This window comes from Streptomyces sp. NPDC058274 (assembly GCF_042881375.1).
Lineage (GTDB): Bacteria > Actinomycetota > Actinomycetes > Streptomycetales > Streptomycetaceae > Streptomyces.
The window spans coordinates 1-21,292 of record NZ_JBHVXW010000034.1 but is presented as its reverse complement, the minus strand read 5'-3'; the positions used below and the strand labels follow the sequence as shown (position 1 = coordinate 21,292).

The 21,292-nt window shown below is 67.6% G+C and carries 14 protein-coding genes and 3 pseudogenes; 10 read left to right on the top strand and 7 right to left on the bottom strand.

Annotated elements, in window-relative coordinates:
* Positions 1-796: 796 nt before the first annotated feature.
* A pseudogene (locus ACFVYF_RS37270) lies at positions 797-1,481 on the bottom strand (DUF317 domain-containing protein).
* Positions 1,482-1,748: 267 nt separating this feature from the next.
* Between ACFVYF_RS37270 and ACFVYF_RS37265 the strand changes: the two are divergent.
* A complete protein-coding gene (locus ACFVYF_RS37265; protein ID WP_389462491.1) occupies positions 1,749-2,456 on the top strand; it encodes a nucleotidyltransferase domain-containing protein in 708 nt (235 codons plus the stop codon).
* Positions 2,457-2,646: 190 nt separating this feature from the next.
* Positions 2,647-3,504 (top strand): hypothetical protein, encoded by an 858-nt coding sequence (locus tag ACFVYF_RS37260; protein ID WP_389462490.1) that lies wholly within the window; start codon positions 2,647-2,649, stop codon positions 3,502-3,504.
* Here ACFVYF_RS37260 and ACFVYF_RS37255 read toward each other — a convergent pair.
* Positions 3,492-4,349 (bottom strand): aldo/keto reductase, encoded by an 858-nt coding sequence (locus tag ACFVYF_RS37255; protein WP_389462489.1) that lies wholly within the window; start codon positions 4,347-4,349, stop codon positions 3,492-3,494. The genes ACFVYF_RS37260 and ACFVYF_RS37255 overlap by 13 nt on opposite strands.
* Positions 4,283-5,353, bottom strand: a pseudogene (locus ACFVYF_RS37250) (JmjC domain-containing protein); the annotation flags it as partial. The gene ACFVYF_RS37255 and the pseudogene ACFVYF_RS37250, both read right to left, overlap by 67 nt.
* Positions 5,354-5,594: 241 nt before the next feature.
* On the opposite strand from ACFVYF_RS37250, the gene ACFVYF_RS37245 reads away from it, so the two are divergent.
* From ACFVYF_RS37245 to ACFVYF_RS37235, 3 genes are all read left to right on the top strand, one after another.
* On the top strand, positions 5,595-5,813 hold the full coding sequence (locus ACFVYF_RS37245; protein ID WP_389462488.1) for a hypothetical protein: 219 nt from the start codon (positions 5,595-5,597) through the stop codon (positions 5,811-5,813).
* 517 nt (positions 5,814-6,330) lie between these two features.
* Positions 6,331-7,728 (top strand): hypothetical protein, encoded by a 1,398-nt coding sequence (locus tag ACFVYF_RS37240; protein ID WP_389462487.1) that lies wholly within the window; start codon positions 6,331-6,333, stop codon positions 7,726-7,728.
* Positions 7,721-10,390 (top strand): hypothetical protein, encoded by a 2,670-nt coding sequence (locus tag ACFVYF_RS37235; protein WP_389462486.1) that lies wholly within the window; start codon positions 7,721-7,723, stop codon positions 10,388-10,390. Before ACFVYF_RS37240 ends, ACFVYF_RS37235 begins: the two co-directional genes overlap by 8 nt.
* A 129-nt stretch (positions 10,391-10,519) precedes the next feature.
* On the opposite strand, the gene ACFVYF_RS37230 is transcribed toward ACFVYF_RS37235, so the two are convergent.
* The 3 genes from ACFVYF_RS37230 to ACFVYF_RS37220 all read right to left on the bottom strand — a co-directional run bounded on the left by ACFVYF_RS37230 (position 10,520) and on the right by ACFVYF_RS37220 (position 14,161).
* Entirely contained in the window at positions 10,520-12,046 is a 1,527-nt protein-coding gene (locus tag ACFVYF_RS37230) for a hypothetical protein (RefSeq protein WP_389462485.1), read from the bottom strand.
* Positions 12,047-12,593: 547 nt separating this feature from the next.
* Entirely contained in the window at positions 12,594-12,995 is a 402-nt protein-coding gene (locus ACFVYF_RS37225; RefSeq protein ID WP_389462484.1) for a hypothetical protein, read from the bottom strand.
* Positions 12,995-14,161: a hypothetical protein gene (locus ACFVYF_RS37220; protein WP_389462483.1), complete on the bottom strand. Its 1,167-nt coding sequence runs from the start codon at positions 14,159-14,161 to the stop codon at positions 12,995-12,997. The genes ACFVYF_RS37225 and ACFVYF_RS37220 overlap by 1 nt, the downstream gene beginning before the upstream one ends.
* Before the next feature lie 1,369 nt (positions 14,162-15,530).
* On the opposite strand from ACFVYF_RS37220, the gene ACFVYF_RS37215 reads away from it, so the two are divergent.
* The 3 genes and pseudogenes from ACFVYF_RS37215 to ACFVYF_RS37205 form a co-directional block, all read left to right on the top strand.
* The gene (locus ACFVYF_RS37215) at positions 15,531-16,286 is read left to right on the top strand and encodes an ASCH domain-containing protein (RefSeq protein WP_389462482.1); all 756 of its coding nucleotides are present in this window, start codon (positions 15,531-15,533) and stop codon (positions 16,284-16,286) included.
* Between the two features lie 1,220 nt (positions 16,287-17,506).
* Entirely contained in the window at positions 17,507-17,947 is a 441-nt protein-coding gene (locus tag ACFVYF_RS37210; protein WP_389462481.1) for a hypothetical protein, read from the top strand.
* A 46-nt stretch (positions 17,948-17,993) separates the two neighbouring features.
* Positions 17,994-18,233, top strand: a pseudogene (locus ACFVYF_RS37205) (aminoglycoside phosphotransferase family protein); the annotation flags it as partial.
* Between the two features lie 384 nt (positions 18,234-18,617).
* Here ACFVYF_RS37205 and ACFVYF_RS37200 read toward each other — a convergent pair.
* Positions 18,618-18,839, bottom strand: coding sequence for a hypothetical protein (locus ACFVYF_RS37200; protein ID WP_389462480.1), 222 nt, complete (start codon positions 18,837-18,839; stop codon positions 18,618-18,620).
* A 461-nt stretch (positions 18,840-19,300) separates the two neighbouring features.
* On the opposite strand from ACFVYF_RS37200, the gene ACFVYF_RS37195 reads away from it, so the two are divergent.
* Entirely contained in the window at positions 19,301-20,332 is a 1,032-nt protein-coding gene (locus ACFVYF_RS37195) for an ATP-binding cassette domain-containing protein (RefSeq protein ID WP_389462479.1), read from the top strand.
* 79 nt (positions 20,333-20,411) lie between these two features.
* On the top strand, positions 20,412-21,233 hold the full coding sequence (locus ACFVYF_RS37190) for an ABC transporter permease (protein ID WP_389462478.1): 822 nt from the start codon (positions 20,412-20,414) through the stop codon (positions 21,231-21,233).
* The last annotated feature ends 59 nt before the right edge of the window (positions 21,234-21,292 follow it).

Sequence of the window (21,292 nt, the reverse complement as noted above, 5' to 3'; positions counted from 1 at the left end):
CGCCGCTCATGTCAGCGACCGCGCGTAGTACGACGGGCCCGACCGGTTCTCACGGTCGGGCCCATCATCCACCTACGCCAGCATCGACCCTGATCAGGCACGCATATGTCTTGCAACACCCCTACGAGTCCCAGCCACGCTATCGGCGGCAGCGACATCCATCACTCGATGTATGACCGCCGTCACATCGAAATCTCGTTAGCATCGCGAGCTCTCTCGGCGCCTTGTCTGCTCGCGCCGAAGTGACGCAGGCTCTCTTCGCGGGTGGAGTGGAACCGGTCGACCGGACCGGAGTTGCGGCTGTATCAGGCGGCGTCCAGGCCGGGTTACTTCGTCTCGTGGCCGCCCCGGCAGCGCAGCCACAATGAGTCGTCGCGCAGGCAGAAGACGATCCAGTCCCGGTACTCACCGCAGCCCGGACACCGTACGAACTTCGCCGTGGACGACGAGCGGCTGCTGCCAGCGCATCATGAACCCCACCGCCTGGCGCGACGGCATCCGCAACGCCGGTGGCAGGAAGGTGGGCGCTACCCCATCCGGCACCGGCGGAGCCGGTGTGGTCGGCGTGGGAGCATCTGGCCACGGCTGCGTGGCCCGCAGCTGTGGAGCAACTCGTTGCCCGCACACTGGACTTCACGAAATGCGCGGTCCTCGCCGAGACCTCGGAACAAGAACAAGACCTTCTTCCTCTCTCGCTATTGATGGGCGCGAGGAACGCGCCTTCAAGTGTCCAGCCCGCTGCCGCTCGGGGAGAACGGCGGCAAGTCGCTCCACAGAGGCTCCTCGGGAGAAGTCGTCAGCCACGGCGGATGACGGTCACCCGGCCCTCGGCGCTCTCGGGCACAGTGCGGCGGGATACCGGAACCGGTGAGGCGAGCGACGTGGCGAACGCCGCGACCAGATCATGAGGAAAACTGGCGCTGAAGCTGGCATACCACAGGTACGCGGCGCCAGGGACGGGTTCCGCCCACGCCTGCCAGCCCAGCAGGTCAGGGCGAGGATCTGCGTCCTGGATGAGCGGCGGCAGCATCTCCAGGGACACGCTGGCGGAGAACCCGGGATCCATGGCGGTGGTCCAAGGCCGGTCCACGTCGCGCACCCAGCCTTGGGCGCTGAGCGCGTCGACGACCCTCTCCGGCCCGTCCAAGCCGACGTCGGGTGCCTCACGAGCATCGATCGCCAGGAGGAGGTCGGCGAGCACCTCGTAGGGGACGCCGGTGGTGAAGTACGCGTTCCACTCCGTCATCACGGACGTGGCATGCGGGCGGACACTCAGTTGCCAGGCAACGGGCAGTCCGCCCAGCTCGAACGGGTAGCGCGAGGATCCACTCGGCGCCACGCAACCCGTCCGGGCTCACGTACAGCAGGGTGTGGCGGGCCGTGGGCCACATGCGCCAGCCGAGGCCGGCCAGGGTGTCGCCGATCCGCTCGGCGAGAGCGCCGTCGTCACCGGCGAGGTGGCGCGGGGTGACCCAGTACACCGGGTCCGTCGGGGAGGGGAGGGAAGGGTCGGTGGGGCCGTTCGGGTGCAGGGGCGCGTCCAAGGGCTCAGGGCAGATCTTCCAGCGGAGCGTTGTACGTTGACATGCCGTGGCGCGGAATGACAGTCATTGCGGGATGTCTCCTGTCTGCCGTCGGCGAACCGATGCGGTGGCCCTCTGGCGACAGGAGCAGAGCACTGGGGCGCCATCGGTGGCGCGGGCGCAAAACCCCGTGCGCGGTGCGCACAAGGTGCCGATAGTTGAGGCATGGACGCGATTGACTCCGCATGCGCCGTTGTCGAGGAACACCACCCTGACGCCCGGGCGGCGTTCCTGGGAGGCAGCGTCGTGACGGGCCGCCGCACGGCGATGTCGGACCTCGACATCGTGGTGCTGCTCAATGGAGCCCCAGCCCCGTACCGGGCGAGCATCCGGCACGGCGACTGGCCGGTGGAGCTGTTCGTGCACACCGAGACGACCTGGCACGCGTATGTCGAGCGGGAAGTACGCAAGCGCCGGTCACCGCTGCTCTGGATGTGCGCCGACGGGCTGCTGCTCTTCGACACCGATGGAGTCGGTGCGCGTGTCGCCGCCGAAGCCCGGAAGCTGACCGCCGCGGGACCACCCAGTGTGTCAGCCGAGGAAATCGACGACCGTCGCTACGCGATCACCGACCTCCTCGATGATCTTTCGGGAAGCACCGACCAGGGCGAGCGGCTGTTCATCGCCACTGAACTGGCGCGGAGAACGGGCGAGTTGGCACTGGCCATCGGCGGGTCCTGGAACGGAGGCGGGAAGTGGCTGGCGCGCCGTCTCGATACCACGGCACCAGGGCTCAGCACGCGCCTGCACCAGGCGGTCCGTGAGGTGCTGGAGGGCCAGGTCGAGCCCCTCATCAGTGTGGTGGACGAGGTACTCGGGCAAGCCGGCGGCCGGTTGTGGGTTGGCTACAGGCGCGGGGGCAGAATGCCATGAGCAGGCTCGGCAACCGGAGCCGATCAGCAAGCATGACCGCGACCGGGCTGGAGATGCCTGGAGTAGGCGGCAGCTCCGGTGCACAGGCTCACATCGCCCTCCATACAGTCGGATCTGGCTGTGGCTGACGGCTTCCGCCCGTGCCCCGGCGACGGGCACCTCCCGCCGCACCACTGCTACGGTCGCCTCCATGGCGCTCTCCGTCTCCATGGGTCAGGCTGTTGATCTACGGGTGCAGCAGGTTGATGAGGTTCTTGATCGTGTCGAGCGGTCTCTGCAGGTGCGCTTGCTCCCGGCCACGGTGGTGCGCAAACGCCGGTCTGTGGGAGCCAGGACGGTCCGCGACACCTGGGTGCGGATCGAGCGGCGCTCGCTCGAAAAGATCCCCGATCAGGGATGGAACGGCACCGAAAGTGCCGCGCGTCTGGAGGGCATCGCCCAGCCTGAGTGGCGCGGATGTGTGGTCTGGCGGGACACAGCCGAGCCGGTGATGTGGCGGGCCGACGAAACCGGACTCCTGCCGGGGGCTCCCGTCGGAAGCGCCATCTTGAGTGAGGCCCCGGAGATGACGGACGCCTGGTGGGAGGCGTTGAACGCCTCGTTGGACGCTCTGGCGGCACAGGACACCGGGCGGATCGCCACACCGGACACCGTCACCATCACCCAGGCCCTCGTCACCGAGTCCATCCGCGGTGTCTTCTCGGGTGACTTCGATACGACCGTGGAGCGGTGGGTGCCGGCCCACGCGGACCTGAACTGGGCGAACATGACGGCTCCGACGTTCAGCCTCTTCGACTGGGAGGACTGGGGTAGCGCGCCGCTGGGGCTGGATTCGTCCTCCCTGTGGGCGAGTTCGCTTGCGGTCCCGGCTCTGGCCGATCGCGTAAGGCGTGAGCGCCGGTCGGACTTCGAGAGCCGGGACGGCAAGTTGATGACGTTGTTCGCCTGTTCGAAGATCCTCGGACGGTACGCGCACCCGGAGGACCCTCGGCTGGAACCCGCCCGGCGCATGGCTGAGCGGGTCATCGAGCAGCTTCAAGCGGGCTGAGCGCGCGGGCGGTTTCGGAGGTGACTCCGATATTCCTGGACGGTCCACTCGTCGACCCCGCCCGCCAGGGTTCCGACGAGTTCGCCGAGATGGGCGGGCTCATCGGTGCCCACGGCGACGGTGCCGACCCGCGGGAGGTGATAGGCGACTCTGAACGCCGCCTGTACGCAGGAGAGTTGGCTGCCGTCCCGGAGGAAGACGCGTGGATCGATCCTGTCCCACACAGGAGTGCTGGTACTGCCCCCGAAAGGGCTCATCCCCCACACCTTGGCGCCCGCCAGACCCCACGCCTTGGTGATGGCATCCGCGGCATCCAGCGTTCTGGCTCCGACCAGCAAACCGGCGCGGACCATGAGGACCGCCGGCTTCGGTACGGTCATGTCGATGAGGCTCAGCAGCGGTAACGGGTCCCAGGACGCGACGCCCCAGGCGGCGCAGAGTCCCTTCCCTACGGCCGCGTCGAGAGTGGCGCACGCCCGTACCAGCGCCTCGTGGTTGTGAGGGGCGGCTTCACGGAGCGAATGTTCCGGGTTGTGCAGGAACACCAGGTCCGGCTCCCGCCCGAGGTCCTGGGCGGCCTGTTCCACGGCCGCGTGCAGACGTACGGAGTCCAGAGAATGCTCCGCCCCGTCCGGCCCCGGGAAATAGCCGACCTTGGTGGAGACCGTGAACTTTGGCAGCAGGTCACCGGCTGTCCGCGCCAGGACCTCATGCGAACGGAAGCCGAGATAGTTGCTGCTGGTGTCGAGTGCGGTGACACCGAGGTCCAGCGCCCCGGTCAGGAGACGGCGTTCGTGACGAGACCGGTGTAGCCCAAGGACAACTCGGGGGTCAGCACCGCGCACAGCTCCTCCTCCACCAGGATCTCGGCGACCTCGGTCACTCCGGCTCCGACGACGGCCACGGCTCGCTCCAGCGCGACCGGCTGGCCGCTGAGCAGCAGACGCAGTGCGGGCAGAGCCTTGGCCGTGAGGGTGAGCTTCTTCCCGGAGGCCACGACGTGGACGGTCTCCCCGCTTTCCTCGATGCGGGGCGGGAAGTGGGTGGTGCACACCACGGCGGCGAGCGGCCCGAATATGTCGAGGAAGGGCACGTGCCGAGGCAGCGTCGTCTCTTCCTCGTACGCGGCGAGGAAGTCGGCCGGGGAGCGTTCACCGACGAGCTGGGCGGCAGCCGCGCTCAGGGCCTCGCCGCCGGTTCCGTGCCAGCGGTCGAGGTCGTGGCGGAAGATCTCGTGCTCGCGGCACCAGTCGGCCAGCCATGCGAGCCAGCTTGCTCCCGTGCGCTTGGTGATGCCGAAGGTGACGTGCAGGCTCTTGCCAGAACCGCTGCCGGACCGTGTCGCCTGGTGCCAGTGGCCCCGAGGGATGTGCATGACGTCACCGGTCCGCATGGTGCCGGACCAGATGATCTCGTCGCTCGGGGTGTTGTTGGGGTCGGCGTCCCGGTACATGGGGACTGCGCGGGAGGTCGCGCGGACCTCCCACTCCTTCTCGCCGGCGAGTTGGACGATGACGACATCGTGGTCGTCCCAGTGCAAGGGGAAGCCGGAGGCGTCGTTCGTCGTCAGGTACGCGTTGACCTGGACTCGCTCGTGGGACCACCACTGCAGGGCCCGGCAGGCGACCTCCATCGTCGGATCGAAGACGTTGGCCTGGTCCATGATCACCGTCGCGCCTTGTCCCAGGAGGCTGCCCAGGCTGCGCATGTTGGCCATGGGGATGCTCTGGCCCCGAGGGCTGACGCTGTCGGTGTAGTAGATGGCCGGATGGACCTCCTCGCCCTTCTGGAAGCACCGGAACTGCGGGCGGCTCAGGCTCCTGCGCATCGCGATGTCGAGCAGACGGTGGCCTTGAACGCGCCGGGCACGATCAGTTCCTGGCGCTGCAACTGCGTCACTTCTTGGCTGCCGCGCTGTCTACGCTGGGGAATACACGCGGGCCGCCTCCCTATTCGACACCGTTGGACGCGATTACCGCAGGCATCTGCCACCAAATGACGCATATGTCCTCGACTGCGCCTACCACGCAGGACATGCCTACGCTGAGATCGGCAAGCCCGACAAAGCCCTTCCCCAGCTGCGGTTCTACGTGCTGAACGCCCTGAGCTCAGTGCCACAAAAAGAGCCAGAGGAAGTCCTCGAAACCCGCTTCGTCATCGCCCAGATGCTGGCGACCGCTGCTCGTACTGACGAGGCATTGACCGAACTCGAGGCCATCCGCCCCCTCCTGGCTGATGCCTTCGGTCCCGAGTCGACCCAGGTCCGCAACCTCAATAGGCAGATCGAAAGGATGAGAGAGGGCAGGTAGCACGGCAGACAAGCATGCCGGATAGAGAGGACGGCGGTATCTGCTGAGCGGAGGGACCGTGCATACGAAGCCTCCCTTCCCTCCCTCTGTACTGCCGCACACGCTGCGGCGGCGGCACTTGCGGCATCGAGCGTCAGCCCGGCTGCTTGATTCGTAGCGGATGTCCACCAGCCCACCCAACGGCGGCTGAGGATGCGTCAGACTGACTGATCAGTCGCCTGCTGGGGCGGCAATGAGGATGGGCAGCAGGGCATGAAGAAGCGCGATACGGGTGTGCCAGATGCGAAGGAATGGCGCACGACGACGGTGGTGCCGCCCGCACCGGCGGGAAGTCGGCTCGCGTGCCCAGTAAGAGTCACCAACCGGTTCCCGGTCGGCTCCTTCCGGTCCGATGGCTGAGCAGGTAGCTACCACAGGAGGGCGCGGGACCGCCTCGGGGCGTGTAGAGGGGCCAGGATGGAGTCGTCCGGGGCTTGACGTCGCCGCGGGCCGTTATCCGCTCTCGGTGGAGCGGCATGTGGGGCGCATGGTCGATCACCTGGTGCCAGGGGTGACCACGTTGACTCCGCATGCGCGGTACTACGCTCTGCACGGGCTGATCGCAGCGCAAGCCGATGCGGAAGACCTGACGGTCCCGGCCGCCCAGACTCTGCTGCGCCGCGCGGAAGTGGCGTTGGCCGCCGTGTCGTTCGCGCATCATCCGCAGGCTCTGGAGTGGCTGCCGCGTGCTCATGGGGTCGATGCCATTGCCCAGCGGCTGCACTCCGGGACGGTCACCATGTCCGAAGCCGAGGTCCCGGGCAAGGACGGGTACGTGGGCAACTCGTGGGGGTTCTGGGCACCGTACGCCGGATCCGAGGTCGCGCTCGGCATCCTCGGTGCGGGCCCCATGCCGGTTCCCGGACCGCGGTTGGAGACCGCGGCACTACGAGCTGGGCTGGGCGGGCTGCTCGAACTGGCCGCCGAGGACACACTAAACGTGGATGATCTCGTCTCTTTCGGGGACCGGCTGTGCGTGTGCGTGGGCGGTGAGCATCCTGACGGGGCGTGGCTGGCGAATCTCATGTGCGAGTCCGGTGCACCGGCCGAAGCAGGTTCCCTCTCGGCAACGCGACGACAGACGATTCAGCTTCTGGCTCGTGTGGTCGCCACACATCCCGTCCGATATTTCACCCGTGACATCGGCCATGTGCTCGCTTTCGGCGACTTCCTGACCACCGATCCCGTGACCAGCGGCATCGACGCGGCCGGCGCCTGGCGCGGAGTGGTGCTGCGCAACTACTCTGTCGGAGCCTGGCGCCGCCTGTGGTCCTGGCTCGTGGAGCAGGTCGACGGGCTGGTACCGATCGAGGACGTGGCCGACCGCTTCGCCGCGGAGTTGCCCGACATGACGGTGGACGCGTTCCTGTCCTCCCTGCCCGCGACGCAGAGCACGGTCGGAACGCCGTTGCCCGCCGAGCACAACCTGAGGTGGGCGGGTGATCCCTTGCCTGTCGCAGAGCTGCGGGTGCTCGCCGCCAGTGCCCGTCGGGTGGACGAACTCACGGGTCGGGTCCGGGACGCGTTCCTCGGCCAGCGCGGTGTCGAGCTCGGCCCGGAATGGGTCCAGCGGCGGCTTGACGAAGCCCGGCCCATGAAACTGCACGACGTCGCCCGCCGACTCACCTACGACCTGGTGGCGCGGTCGCAGCGGATCGCGCTGGCCAAGGCCCGCCGACGTGCTGACGGCACGCTCTGGTTACCGACCCGGCTGCACGAACGGGGCGGGCTGCTGTACCGGACGAGCCAGGAAGGGCGCGGTGACGTCGGGCTGCGGCTGGACCAGCTCGGGACCGTCCTGGCCACCTGCGGCGTACTGCGCTACCACGACCAGCACTGGTCGGTGACCAGGAGCGGGAGGGCTCTCGTTGACTGAGACCAGACCGGCACCGGGAGCGGCGGAGCCACCAACCGCGTTCGCCTCTCCGCTGACCCTGATCCTCGACGAGGAACGCACGGGCGGGCGGAACCTGGAAGAAGCACTCTTCCTCAGCTTCACCGCCGATCTTGGCTTCTTCGAAGAGGTAGCCCTCGGCGTCACCCAGGCCACCGGCGCACGCGTCACCGTGGCGGGAGACGTCTCCATGGCCCGAAACGATCCCCGCTCCGTCCGGCGGGCCGGCCGCAGCTACCTCGCCGGTCTGGCATACGCCCACGGTGCCGCGTTCCATCCCAAGCTGATGGTCCTCGCCGGACCGGAGCACGCCACCATCGCCCTCGGCTCCGGCAACACCACGCTGGCCGGGTGGCAGGCCAACGCCGAACTGTGGACGGTTCTGCGGGTGGACGGCGAGCAGAGTCCCACCGCGGTTCCGGAGCTGTCGGCATGGCTTCGCGACCTCCCGGAAAGGGTGAGGTTCTCCGCCGGAGTGCCACAGGCGCTGGGTCGGGTCGCAGCACTGCTGGACCGGCTCCACCGCGACAGGACACCCACCGCGCCACAGGTCCGCGTCGTCAGCAGTTTGCGTTCGCCGATCATCGATCAGTTGCCGCAGGGGCCCGTCGACGAACTGGCCGTGTTCGCGCCCTTCTACGACCGGCGCTCGATGGCACTGCGGCGCCTGCTCGAACGCTTCCGTCCGGGCCGGTTCGCCCTCGCCTACCAGCCCGGGCTCAGCGATCTCGACGGTCCGTCGGTCGCCGCCCTGGTGAAGGAGTACGACGGACGCGTCATCAGCGACAACGACCAGCGGTACCGCCACGGGAAACTCGTCGAGTGGGTTTCCGAGGGGCAGCGGTGGGCCCTGACCGGCAGCCCGAACCTCTCCGCCGCGGCCCTGCTGCTTTCGCAAGGCGACGGCGGCAACTGCGAACTCGGCATCATCACCCCCATCCCCGCCACCCTTCTTCCGGACGGCGCCGACGAGCCCGCCGCGCGGCTGCACACGGCCCCGTCTCTCCCCCGCCCCATCGCCAGCAGCGGGCCGCTGCTGCTCGGTGCCCTACGCGTACCGGACGGCCTGGAGATCAGCGTGGCCCGGCCTCTCTCCGGCACCGCCCACCTGGAGTTGTCTCAGGCGGCAGCACCGCCGGAGGCATGGGAGCGCATCACCGACATCCCGCCCGGACAAGCCACGCTGACGGTGACGGCTCCGGCTGATGCGGGCAGCCGTGTGCGCCTGGTCGTAGTCGACAGCGACGGCGTACCAACCTTCGGCAACATCGTGTTCGTCGTCGACCCTGACCGCGCCCTGCGCCGAATGACCCCGGCCCAGTCCCAGACCCCCACAACACGGCCACCCGACCTGTTCGCGGATCCCCGGCTCGCCGAACGATTCCTGGGCGACCTGGAAACCCTCCGTACGGGACTGACCCCCACCCCAGCGGGTGTATCCGCGAGCAGCAGCACTGGCGGTGCGGTCGCTACGGCCCCGCTAGACGGCGACGAGGACGGCTGGGAGAGCTACCTGGACGAATGCGCCGGACGCGTCGGACACCCGCTCACTCGCTTCGCGCTGGGGCTCCCACTGCCCACCGACACCAGCACGCCCTTTCAGGACCTGCTGCCCGTCTCTTGGGACGAGCGGTTCACCGACGACATCGAAGCCGCCCTCGACGATGACGACGCCGAGGCCGTGGCAGCAGAGCACGACCCCGAGGCAGCCGGTGCCGAAGCGAACGCCATCACCCTGCCCGACCTCCGGCAGGCCGACCAGGAAGTCCGCCGTAGATACCGGCGCTGGGTGGAGCGCCTCGTCGCCCTCGCTCCCCAACTGGGCCCTCCGGAGCGCATGCTCGTCGTCCGGCTGACCTTGTGGACCGTCGCGGCAGGCGCCTGGCCCCCGGCACACACTGACTGGCTGCCACTGCTCTCCCGGGCCGTTCGCGCACTGAACCGAAACGATCTCCCCGAGCGGATCGAGCCGCAGGTCGGCAGCCTCGCCGCAGTCGCCCTCGCCGTGCTCCGAAGCCACGCCCCACGCTACGAGATCACCCCTGAGACACTCGCCTTCAACGAAGCCTCCCAGGCAGTCGGTCATCTGCTTCCCGCAGTGGACTCCGCGTACGTCGCGGAATACACGGCGCTGCTCGACACAGCCTTCGGCCCAGCCGTCGACCAGGCCGCCGTGCTCGATGTCGCGTCGGACGTCGTACAGGACGATCCCCTCGCTGACGCCGTATGGTCCCTCGCCGAGAAGGGGCGCGACGTACACCGCCACGGACGACTCCTGCTTCATGTCACCGGCCGCTTCAGCAACCCCGCGCTGGTGGCACTCGAAGCAGTCGGCGCCGCCGAGGATGCGCCCCTCGTCGGGGCCTGGGCCGACTCGGGCTCCGACTCCGGCGGGGGAGCCTGGGCGCTGGTCGTCTGGCGTCGGCCCGACCTCATCGTGGTCGATGCCCGCCGGCCGATTCCCCTCTGGCGGCATTACCGGCTCACCGGACTGGTAGGCCCCAGAGCCCTCGCCGCGCAGCGCGGCTTCGAATCCGCCGCCTCCGTCCCCCACGGCCCCCGCAACCAGCCCTTCGAACTGGCTCACCAAGTCCTGTCAGACCTGCGTCTGGCCGGGCCACGGCCACCACGGTGCGAGCCATAGTCCGTGGACTACCCCGCATGCTCGCCCGGGAGGACACCGTGCCACCGGCCACCGGTGACCACGGTCCTCAGGATCTGTCTACGGCAAGGTGCGAGCGGAGAGTGCTGTACGCCTACGGGGCAGGGGCCATCAATCCGCTGCTGCCTCGTCCGGGTCGATCATGGCCAACCACCCGGACACCTCTTCCTCAGCCTGGCGTTCGTCAGCAGCGCTTTGTTCCTTGTCCTCCTCCCAGGCCACGCTCTTGAAGATCTCCTCCGATTCCCACTCATCAAGCAGTTCGTGAGGTCTGTGATCCCAGTCGCCGAGTTCCCCGTAGTACTCCTTGGCGCTGTACAGCAGTCGGAGATCCGCTTCGACGAGTCGATAGCGGGGGCTCACGCCGTAGAAATGCTGGTGTGTCGGGCGCTGAAGATTCACCTCGACCGCCCCGAGGTAGCTCTCCGACTCAGCCAGGAGCGCTTGGTGCAAGTCATCGAGTTGGCCTCTGCGCACGCCACGGACGAGGGCGAAGGCCACCTCCACGTCCGCCAGCAGAGTGCCCAGAGCGTTGATGGAGTGCGTCGACCACACCTTGGGCTCACCCGCCAAGTGGGCCGCTGCGATGTCAAGCGGCTTCGGCAGGCCGGTCAGCCCCGAGTGGGTGACGAGATTGCCCACGGCGACCGTGAGATCGCGCCGGAACTCCGGCACCACCCGCATCAGCTGCCGGAACGTCTCACGCTGGATCTGCCCCGGGTCGACCTCAAGTTCGTTGAAGTGCAGTGCCACAGTGACGTCATCGTTGCTCGGGTCACGAGTAGCGCCCAGCAGCCGCGATCCCGACCCGTGCGACGACAGCCCTGTCTCGAAGTCGTCGACAGAAACCATCCTTACGGTCTCGTCCTCACCCTGAATGACGTACTTCATGAACGCCCCTTCTGCCGTTTGCGGCTTCCCGAAGAACAGCGCGGAGATCCGAATCGCATCGGCGGATTCACCCACAACAAGGCCGATCCCCGCATAGGTGGCCTGCTCTGTCGCCGCGCTGACCAAGTCCGTGCCGGCGGTAGTGGTGGTGAGCCATTGCGGGTCATACCGGATCATGACCGTACGCCCGCCCAGTCGAAAGGACAGGTAGGGGTCGTCCTGCCATGTTCCAGTGAGCGGCCGAGGAAACGGCCGGTTGGACACGTTGCGGCTACGCATCGGCGCGTTGAACGCCACGTACATCCCCTGCCGGATCGCGTCCAGACGCGCTTCGCCGAGAGGAACAGCGTGCCCTCGCCACGACTCGAAGACGGGACGCACAGTCCCGACGAACATCCCGGGGGCGAACCCCTGCCCAGAGAACGGCCGCGTCGGGTCGAGGCCGGCACGTTGAGCTGCCTGCTGCACGACATCCCCGCCCGGAAGCATCGCAACTCTCGGCACGTTGAGGTAGTCGATGCTGCTGTAGCTCATCCTCCACGCCTGCCCGGCTTTCCTCAGGGCGGCGGTCCAGGTCTCGTGCTCCGCCTTGAGTCTGGACAACTCCTCAACGGTGTACGCCTCTCCGTTGTTCTTGTCGACGATGTCGTGGCAGGTCGAGCACAACAACAGGAGGTTCGATACGGCGTTCCTGGCCTCGATCGGCAGGGTGGGGTCCGCTCGGGGTCCATGATCACTGAGTGCCACATTGTGTGCCGTCTGAGCCGCTGGGGTACGTCCGGCAGTCCCAGGGTCCAGCTCCCGCCGGCACATCTGGCACATGCCGTTTGCCAGTCTCCAGAGCTCCCGGCGAACGCGCTCACTGACCTCCGGCCCTCTGGCCATACCGCCCCCACCTCATTGCCACTTCGATTCGCACACGTGTGCACGCTGCTCAGAGGCACCGATCCTGCCAGCGATCAAGCCTCCAAGTGGCAACTCCACGCCATCTCTTCAGGCACCTCACGCGACATTGGCCGATACCGTGTGGTTTCAGCCGTCACAAGAGAGCCCTCGTGCCCGTTCCGGGTTGAGCGGCTCCCTATCCGGATGACCACGAACCTCCTGAGGAATCTCGACAACACGGTGAAGAAAGCGCTGGCCATTGATCGGTCGCCGAGGCTGCAACGAGCCGTGAAGGGCTCGGCTAGTTGCGCCTGCGAAGCACGGACCGCAAGCTGTCACGTGAGACGGTGACGATACCGACCACCGGGATCGTCGATCGGACCAGCCAGGAATTGGCGCAGCCGACACCTCAGCCGAGCCATCCGGCAAGGGCGTGAGCGAGCGCGTCACCCCCCTGCTGCACCACGGTCCCCGCCACCAAAGCCGGCAACGCTTGCACAGCCCCGCGCAGCGCCCCAATCGCCGGTGCATCCGAGGCTGTCAGCGAGGTGTCGATGGAGTCCGCCATAGCGCGGAGCACCTGTGCGTTCGGCAGGACCGATCCGTTCTGATCCACCTCGGTTCGGAATGCGGTAAGGAGGTCGCGCACGGTTTCTATGCTGGCGGCGGGACTCTCGACGGACGCCGACTGGTGGACGTTCGAGATGTTCTGCCCGACCACGTTCTGGAGCGGGGCGATGTTGTTACCGCCGATGCTGATACCCGAGCCGTGTCCCTGTTCCGGTTCGGGGCGGCGACGTCCTACAACCATCAACTTCCTCCTCCTTGAGTCTTGTTGTCCTGGCCGACATTGCTGATGCCGCTGCCGGCGACGTTCTGGATGGGTGCGTTGTTGTCGCCGTAGACCTGGATATTGGTGATGACCGCGGCCACCTGGCGCTCGTACGCAACGGTGTCGACGCCCAGCTCTTCGAGGTAGGCGGAGACCGTGCGGAAGACGCAGGTCTGCATGAGGACGACGTGCCGCTTCGCGTCGTCGGCCTGGTGCATGTCGGTGACTTCTTCGGTGGAGTACCGGTCCCGGAGGCTGACCGGATCTTCTTCCTCGGCCCGGCCACCTTCCGACTGCACTCCGAGGGCGAGCCGGTTCACCAGCCGCCACAGTGCGAGGGGGCCGTGGACGGCGTCCAACAGGGACTGCACGACCACCCAGCCGTAAAGTCTCGCTCCGCGCTTGGCGACGGGTGAGTCCGTCACCCTAAGCTCGTTGTAGAGGGGCGTCATCACGTGGGGGCGCAGGGTAAGCCGTAGTTCGCCTGCCTCCAGTGCGGCATGCGCGAACAGGGTGACCACGACCTGGCCGTCCCAACTGACGCACTGCGCCCGCAAATAGAGCCGGTCCGGCACGCTGGACGGTGACCGGCGGCCCCGGCCGCGCAGGTCCGGCAGCTCCAACTTCCCGGCACGGGTCCGTCGAAGCCACAGCTCGGACGGCAGCCCGAGAATCTCCGTGACGGAGAAGCCGGGTAGGGGATCGGTGATCTCCCGTGCGCCACGGCCCAGTTCCCTGAGGGCGTCGCCCATCCGCCGCAGCAGCTCCCGCTCGCCGAAGGGCTTGATCGATACCTCTGAGTCCTTGGGCTTGAGTGGGATACCGATGTCAGCCACGCCCCATATGTAGCGTCCGGCTCCGACGAAGGTTTCCGGATGGTCATAGGGCAGTTCGAGCCGCGTCTGCTCGTTGCTGATGAGAGCCATCCGACGCATGGCCTTCGCAGACGTCCAGGGCAGGCGGTCAGGCGCGATGCCGTCCCGGACGATCCTGGACAACCCCGCCCGCGCCATGAGGCGATCTCCCGCACAGACGAGTCCGGCCCCGGCCAGCAGGGCGAACGGCAGCAGTAGCAGCCCGGTCCGCAGAGCGACCGCCTCGCCGCGTATCGGCTCGTAGGGGACTACCGCGAGTATCCATGGCACACACAGAACGAGGTACGCCAGACGGGGCGAGGGCGCCAACCTCGACTTCTTGCCCTTACGGGCTGCCCGCAACCCGGCCCACCACATGAGGCAAGCCAGCAAGACGGCTCCGCCCCACACGACGGCTGCCCGGGGGACCTCGTACGCAACACCGACGGCAAGGAGCAGGACGAGCGTTCGCCGCAGCCGACGCCGTCTCCGTGCGCGCAGACTGTGCGCGATGACGGGCACGAGGTCGAATCCGTACGAGGGGACAGGCAACGGCGGCCCGTGGAGAACGTGATCACGTACCCACCGGGCCATGGGCTCACCCAGGGGAGGGCAGTCGTCGCTGCCCTCCAAGTAGATGCGTCTACGAGTACTGCGCCGCGGCTTGTTCGGTTTCTGATCCTTGCCCCGGATCTTGCTCCACCACGCCTTGACGGCTTTGACCCGGTCGGGACGGGTGTAGACGGCCTGGCACAGCAGCCTTGTCACCTCCGACGAGGTCGAGTCCACCTCACCAGAGCCGCCACCGTGAGAGGGGACAGGCCCGGCCTGAACCGGTATCGCGGGCCCATCGACCACCCCTTCCGGGGCGCGCCCCTCTCGTACACGCAGTCCCCGACCGAACCCCATTCCCGCCCCCCGTTCACTGACACGGCGGGCATCATCATGGTGAAGTCCCGGAACCACCACACCGCAAACGCGACAATGCACTCAACCGGCCTGGATCGGTGAAGGTTTGACCGAATACCGCTCACAGTCGAGAGTGCGTCGCACACAGCATCAACGCGTGGCCCTCCGCGCCTTGCCGGCATGAACGGCCTTGACCGTCATTGGCCCGCGCTACAGAACGGTCCGCGAGGCCGCGGCTTCGGTCGTGCTGACCGCGCCCGGCGTCGCGCTCCATGAAGAAGCGATCCTCGATGTCCTTGTGGACGGCCTATCGCACCAGGCGTAGGGACGTCGGCGCCGTGCTCGGCTCTGGGAGCCATCTGGGAGCCGACCCGCTCCCGAAACCTCCTCCACACCACCCGAGACCAACCGGAACCACCCACCTGAACTGCGTAAACACAATCCCGTCAGGAAAGATCATTAACCGAACCTCATTCGGGACGAAGAGGTCGTGGGTTCAAATCCCGCCACCCCGACACAGGTCAGAGGCCCATTCGCTTGATCGCGGATGGGCCTCTGTCGTGCCTGGGGAGCCAAACAGGGGGCCAACGGATTCTGATCAAGCCTCGCGAGAGGTCGCCCGGCGCCGGAAGCTTACGGGGCCGTGATCACTCGCCCCAAAGCAGCTCCAGCCCGAAGCCGCTCCGCCGACCTCACGCGCAGTTCACCCCTCGGTCCGTCGCCTCCAGGTGCCAGCCATAGGGTGCTGGGCGTGGACAGCACCCTGCGATTGCCGACAGAAGAAGACATGGAGCTGGTCGATTTCGCCCAGCGCATTGTGGAGGCCAACGGTGATGGGGAGGTGCACACGGTTGGCGCCGCTGTCCGAGATGCGCGAGGACGGATATTCGGTGGCATCAACCTCTACCACTTCACTGGCGGACCCTGTGCAGAGCTCGTGGCACTGGGGCATGCCCGTGCGGCAGGGGCGCGCGAGCTGGCAGCCATTGTTGCTGTCGGCGACAGGGGCCGCGGTGTACTCGCGCCGTGTGGCCGTGATCGACAAGTCCTTCTCGACCACCATCCAGACATCCGCGTCCTGGTGCCCACGGCCGAAGGGGTGCGCAGCATCGCCGTAGCGGGCCTCCTACCGCACAGCTATGTATGGGCCGATCAGACTGCTTCCTCTGAACCGGGCCGCCACGCGACAGCGACGCAGCCCATGTATTTCCATCGGGACTATCTCGACGCCGTCCGCACCGGACAGAAGACGACGACCGTTCGCTTCCGTGATCCGGTTGCCACGGGGCCGGTCAACATGGTCTTCGAGCTGGATGAGGAGGTGGTGCTGCAGGGTGTCGTAACGCAGATCATCTCAAAAAAGGTCGACGAGCTGACCGAGCGGGACGCCATCGCTGACGGATTCCGCGATCTTGAAGAACTGCACGACAGGCTGCGGTACCACTACCCCGACATCGTTCCCGCCGATGATATTGCCATCGTCCAGTTCCGCTTGGCTGACGCCTGAACCCCTGCCCGGCTGCAGGGGTGAGTGTCCAACTGCGTGACAACGCCTGCGTACAGCAGCGGACAACCGCGCATGCCTACCGACCATCGCACCAGGCGAGAGGTGCACAGGCCGCACGTCGAGGGCCCGCCCCAGCTGCTTCGGGACGACGAGACCGCGGGTTCGAAACCCGCCACCCCGACAGCTGAACACCAGGTCGTCTGCTGTGAGCGGATGGCATCAGCCAGCTCACCCGGTCCGACGCCGGCAAGTGCCCACAGTGCAATGGCCTTTCGCGGCCCCTCCCAGAGAGCCGTCTCCGTATCCACAGGGGTGTGGAAAGGGATGACCTCGATGGCGTGCTCCTCGAAGGGCGCCGGATCGGGATAGCGCATGCCGCCCGTGCCGCAGAGATAGAGAGACAGATAGGCGGTGCTACCGGTGTGCAGGGCCAGATCCGGCCAGGCGAGTCGAGCGGCCTCCCGGGCGGGCGACGTGCGGCTGTGCAGGGTCGTGCTCTGGCAGTCGAGGGCCGTGAACAGGGCACGGGTGGATGTTCTCGGAGCTTTGGGGCGCAATCCCCAGGCGGTGCATGAGCGTCTGTCCGCGTTCGGGCTCGGAGGCGAGGTCTTCGTACCGGCCCCGGTGCAGATCCTTCCGACGGGGTGACCATGACCGACTTCCTTCGTGCGCCTTGCCGCCTGGCGCAGCAACCAGGAGGCCAACCTCCGGGCAGCGGCAATCGGTTGTGAGCTCGGTACCCCTTCGGACGACGGCCGCAGCAAGGCCAGCGTCTGGGCGGCACTCAGCGCCCATGCGCGACTCGCCACCACACCGTCTGGGACACCGGCGAAGCAGAACGGGACCACGCAGACGTGGAAAGCGGTCAGGTCCGCCCTGAGAACCGCCTCCTCCAGGCAGAGGAGGAGCTTCTCAATGCGGTGTCAGGACTCGTGCAATGGGTGCGATCGTGCGATCTCCGGCCCATTGATCGGAACGCAGCGTGGTCCAAGAATCCCCAGCCCCACCGAACTCGCGTGCGTCTCGCCTGCAGGGAAGGCCGTCATGAAACCCGGGCGACAGGCCCCATCTCTGCCCGCCAGAATCCGAGCATGTCCACCGACGTGAGCGGAATGATCGAGTGCAGGCCATGGGGCGAGGACGACGAGGACGCGGTCTAGACGGCCGCCATCGACCTGTTCCTCCTCAACACCGGCAACGCCCTCGCCTGCCTCTTCGGGGTGCGCAACAGCTTCGGGTTCCGGCCGCTGGCCGAAGAGCGCGGCCTGCCAGGGGACGCCTCCGACGGGGTACGCGCCGAGGTCACCGCCTACGGCGGACCCGAAGACGTCCACGGCACCACCTGGATCACCTGGGCCGAGCTGAGCGCGGCCGACTGGGACGAGGCCGACGGCTCCGGCGCACGCAGCCGTCGTACGGTCGCGGGAGACTCCACCCACTGGGGACCCGTCTGGCAGGCGATGCGGACCCTGGGCGGACTGCACGGCGCCGAGAACGTGCGGTCGTCGTCTGGTTCGACTGACCATGGAGACACCGGGAACGGCACGGCCACGGACGCGACCGAGGCCGCATCACAGAAGGAGTGGTCCGCGTCGCAGACACGGTGCGTCGGCCCCGACAGTGTCCTCCGCCTTCGTCGCAGCCCTCCTCCGTCACCTTGAGCAGTGCGGATCCACCGGTGCACCTTGCTGTCTCGGCACCGATCAGATGGGCCGTGACATCCTCAACCACGTCCCAGGACGGGTGCCGGCCACCTTCCGATACTGGAGCGATGCCCAGATCGCCGCAGCCGGCGCCTTGCTGCGGGAGCTGCACGAGGCCAGCCGTACCAGCAGCCTCACCGGCACGGAACCTGTCGTGTGCCAACCACGACCCTGGCCCCACAACGTCGTCTTTCGCGACAACCTGCCCGTCGCATTCATCGACTTCGACACCGCAGCGCCCGGTGACCCGCTCGAAGACCTGGGCTACATGGCGTGGACCTGGTGCGTCTCCTTACGCCCCGACAGGGGACGCGTCGGCATCCAAGCCGCCCAAGTACGCCTGCACGCCGACTCCTACGGCCTCGCTTCCCACACGCACATGCGCTTGGTCGACGCGATGCTGGATCGCCAAGCCCGGCAACGCCCGCTGGTGGCACACGCACCTCGGCCAGTCAGGACCGCATGGCGCCACCGAAGAACGGATCACAGCGCGGATCTCTTGGTCCAAGCGCGAGCACGACTACACGGCGTCCCACCGAACCGAGTTCACCGCCGCACTGCACTGAACCACCGCAGAAACCAGCGCAAGGCAGTGGTGGCAAGCCTCAACCGAGACAAGACACGGCCCTCAGGCGAAGGGAGAGAGTCCAGCAGTCTCAAGGTGACTAAGCAGGTCTTGAAGACACGCGTCCGGCGAGGGCTGGTCAGTACGGAAGAACGAATCCTTGCCCAAGGCTCCGCCTGAGACGATCACCATCCATCGTGTACCCGGGGTGCGCTCGCCGTCAGCCTTGAAGACTGCGCAGCACCCCTGCTCGATCAGCCATTCCATGAGTTCCACGATGTCCATGCCCACCCCTCCCCTGTAGATCTTGCCAGCACCAGGCGTCAGGAGATCGGTGGACCCGTCCCCGACCCCCGGGCCGCTGTGGGGAACAGCGGCAGGACTGGTCGTCCTGGCCCTGACGGCCTGGGTCTGGGGGGGCTCGCTCAGCCATCGCACATGCCACCCGCTGGCAGCCGTACGGCGAATAGCCGGACGACCACCACGGGCCTGTGGGTATGGGCGACCGTGCCGTCCCCGCATCGCCGGGCTTGCCCGGCCGGCATCTCTCGTCACCCACCACGACCTTCGACGTTCGGCGTTCGTGACATCACCAGGGCCTAATCCGAGCGCGCAGCCGTAGTCGGCTGACACCGCCTGACAGCCGTCGGCGGCTGCTGTCAGCGGGGCGGCCGGGGGCTGTCAGTGGGGGCCGGCATCGTCTGGGTCGTCGAGAACGACGAGGACCTGACGAGGAGTTGTTGAACATGGGGTACGCGATCCGGGCCGAGGGACTGGTCAAGAAGTACGGCGACTTCACCGCACTGGACGGTGTCGACCTGGAGGTGCCGGCCGGCAAGGTGGTCGGTGTCCTGGGCCCCAACGGTGCCGGCAAGACCACCACCGTGCGCATCCTGGCCACGCTGATGCGCCCCGACGCCGGGCAAGCCAGCATCGGCGGCCATGACATCGTCAAGGACCCGGTCAGGGTGCGGCAGTTGATCGGGCTGACCGGTCAGTACGCCTCCGTGGACGAGACTCTGTCCGGCGCCGAGAACCTGGTGCTCATCGGGCGGCTGCTCGGCCTGTCCCGGCGTGACGCCAAGGCGCGGGCCGCCGAGCTCCTGGAGAAGTTCTCCCTCACCGAGGCGGCCCGCAAGCCGATCGCCACCTTCTCCGGCGGTATGCGACGGCGGCTGGACCTGGCCGCCTCCCTGGTCGGCCGGCCCCAGGTGCTCTTCCTGGACGAGCCCACCACCGGTCTGGACCCGCACGCCCGGCAGGAAGTCTGGGATGTCGTACGGCAGTTGGTCGCCGACGGGTCCACGGTGCTGCTCACCACGCAGTACCTGGAGGAGGCCGACCAGCTCGCCGACTCCATCACCGTCTTCGACAAGGGCCGCAAGGTCGCCGAGGGCCGGCCCGGTGAGCTCAAGCGCCGTGTCGGCGGCCAGATCCTCCAGGTCCGGCCCGCCATGGCCGCCGATGTGCCGCAAGTGGCCCAGGTGCTCGCCGAGTTGTCCGGTCACTCCCCCGCGCAGGACTCCGGCGTGCTCACCGTGCCGGCCGACGACCCGCTGCTCGTCGCCGCGGTCGCCCGCCGGCTGGACGGCGCCGGCATCACCGCCGACGAGCTCGGCCTGCGGCTGCCCAGCCTCGACGAGGCCTTCCTCGCCCTGACCGGCCACGCGCCCGCCGCCACCGACGAGCAGCCCGACACTGACGAACAGCTCGTCACTGACGAACAGCCCGTCACTGACGAACAGTCCGTCGACGACGGCCGGCCCGTCGCCGTCTGAACCCCCGGCTCTCCGGCCCGTCGCCGTCTGAGCCCCCGGCTCTCCCGTTCCGCGCAGATTTTCCCGAGAGGACCCCGTCATGAGCACCCAGACCCTCAGCGTTCCCGCGCACACCGAGCTCTCCGGCCGTATCGGCCTCGCACAGACCGCGCAGCACAGCCTCGCCCTCGCCGGCCGCGGCGTCACCAAGTTCATGAAGTCGCCGATGCAGCTGGTCGATGTGATCCTGACCCCGATCATCAGCCTGCTGATGTTCATCTACCTGTTCGGGGACGCCATGTCCGGCGGCGACACCCACGGCTATCTGCAGCACGTCACCCCGGGCGTCATGGTGATGGCCGTCTTCCAGGCCAGCATCGGGATCGGCGCCTCGCTCAGCGCGGACGCCAGTACCGGGATCTTCGACCGGTTCCGCAGCATGCCGATTGCCCGCTCCAGTCCGCTGATCGGCGCCGTCCTCGCCGACATCGTCCGCTACGTCGCCTGCCTGGGCACCCTGGTCGTCCTCGCCCTGGTCATGGGATACCGCGTCGAGACCAACCCGGTCGCCTCGCTCGCCGCGGTCGCCCTGCTCATCGGCTTCGCTCTCAGCTTCTCCTGGATCTCGGTGTACCTCGGCATGCTGATCAAGAACCCCGCCTCCGTGCAGGGCCTGATGACCATCCTGATCCTGCCGCTCACCTTCGCCAGCAACGTCTTCGTCTTCGACAACAAGATGGCCGACTGGCTCCAGGCCTGGTCCGACGTCAACCCCGTCTCCCTGGTGGCCGACGCGGTCCGCGGCCTGCTCAACGGCGGCCCGGTCACCGGCTCGCTGGCCGGCAGCCTCGCCTGGATGGCCGGTGTGATCGTGGTCTTCTTCCCGCTGGCCATGCGGGCCTACCGCAAGAACGCCGGATGATCCATCGGCGACCAGCCCGGCCGGGCGGGATCCGCACTCACGGGGGTGCGGATCCCGCC

Coding starts and splice junctions, on each gene's coding strand:
- ACFVYF_RS37265 (WP_389462491.1), top strand. CDS start 1,749: ATGGACGCGATTGACTCCGCATGCGCCGTTGTCGAGGAACACCACCCT.
- ACFVYF_RS37260 (WP_389462490.1), top strand. CDS start 2,647: ATGGCGCTCTCCGTCTCCATGGGTCAGGCTGTTGATCTACGGGTGCAG.
- ACFVYF_RS37225 (WP_389462484.1), bottom strand. CDS start 12,995: ATGGTTGTAGGACGTCGCCGCCCCGAACCGGAACAGGGACACGGCTCG.
- ACFVYF_RS37200 (WP_389462480.1), bottom strand. CDS start 18,839: ATGGACATCGTGGAACTCATGGAATGGCTGATCGAGCAGGGGTGCTGC.
- ACFVYF_RS37195 (WP_389462479.1), top strand. CDS start 19,301: ATGGGGTACGCGATCCGGGCCGAGGGACTGGTCAAGAAGTACGGCGAC.
- ACFVYF_RS37190 (WP_389462478.1), top strand. CDS start 20,412: ATGAGCACCCAGACCCTCAGCGTTCCCGCGCACACCGAGCTCTCCGGC.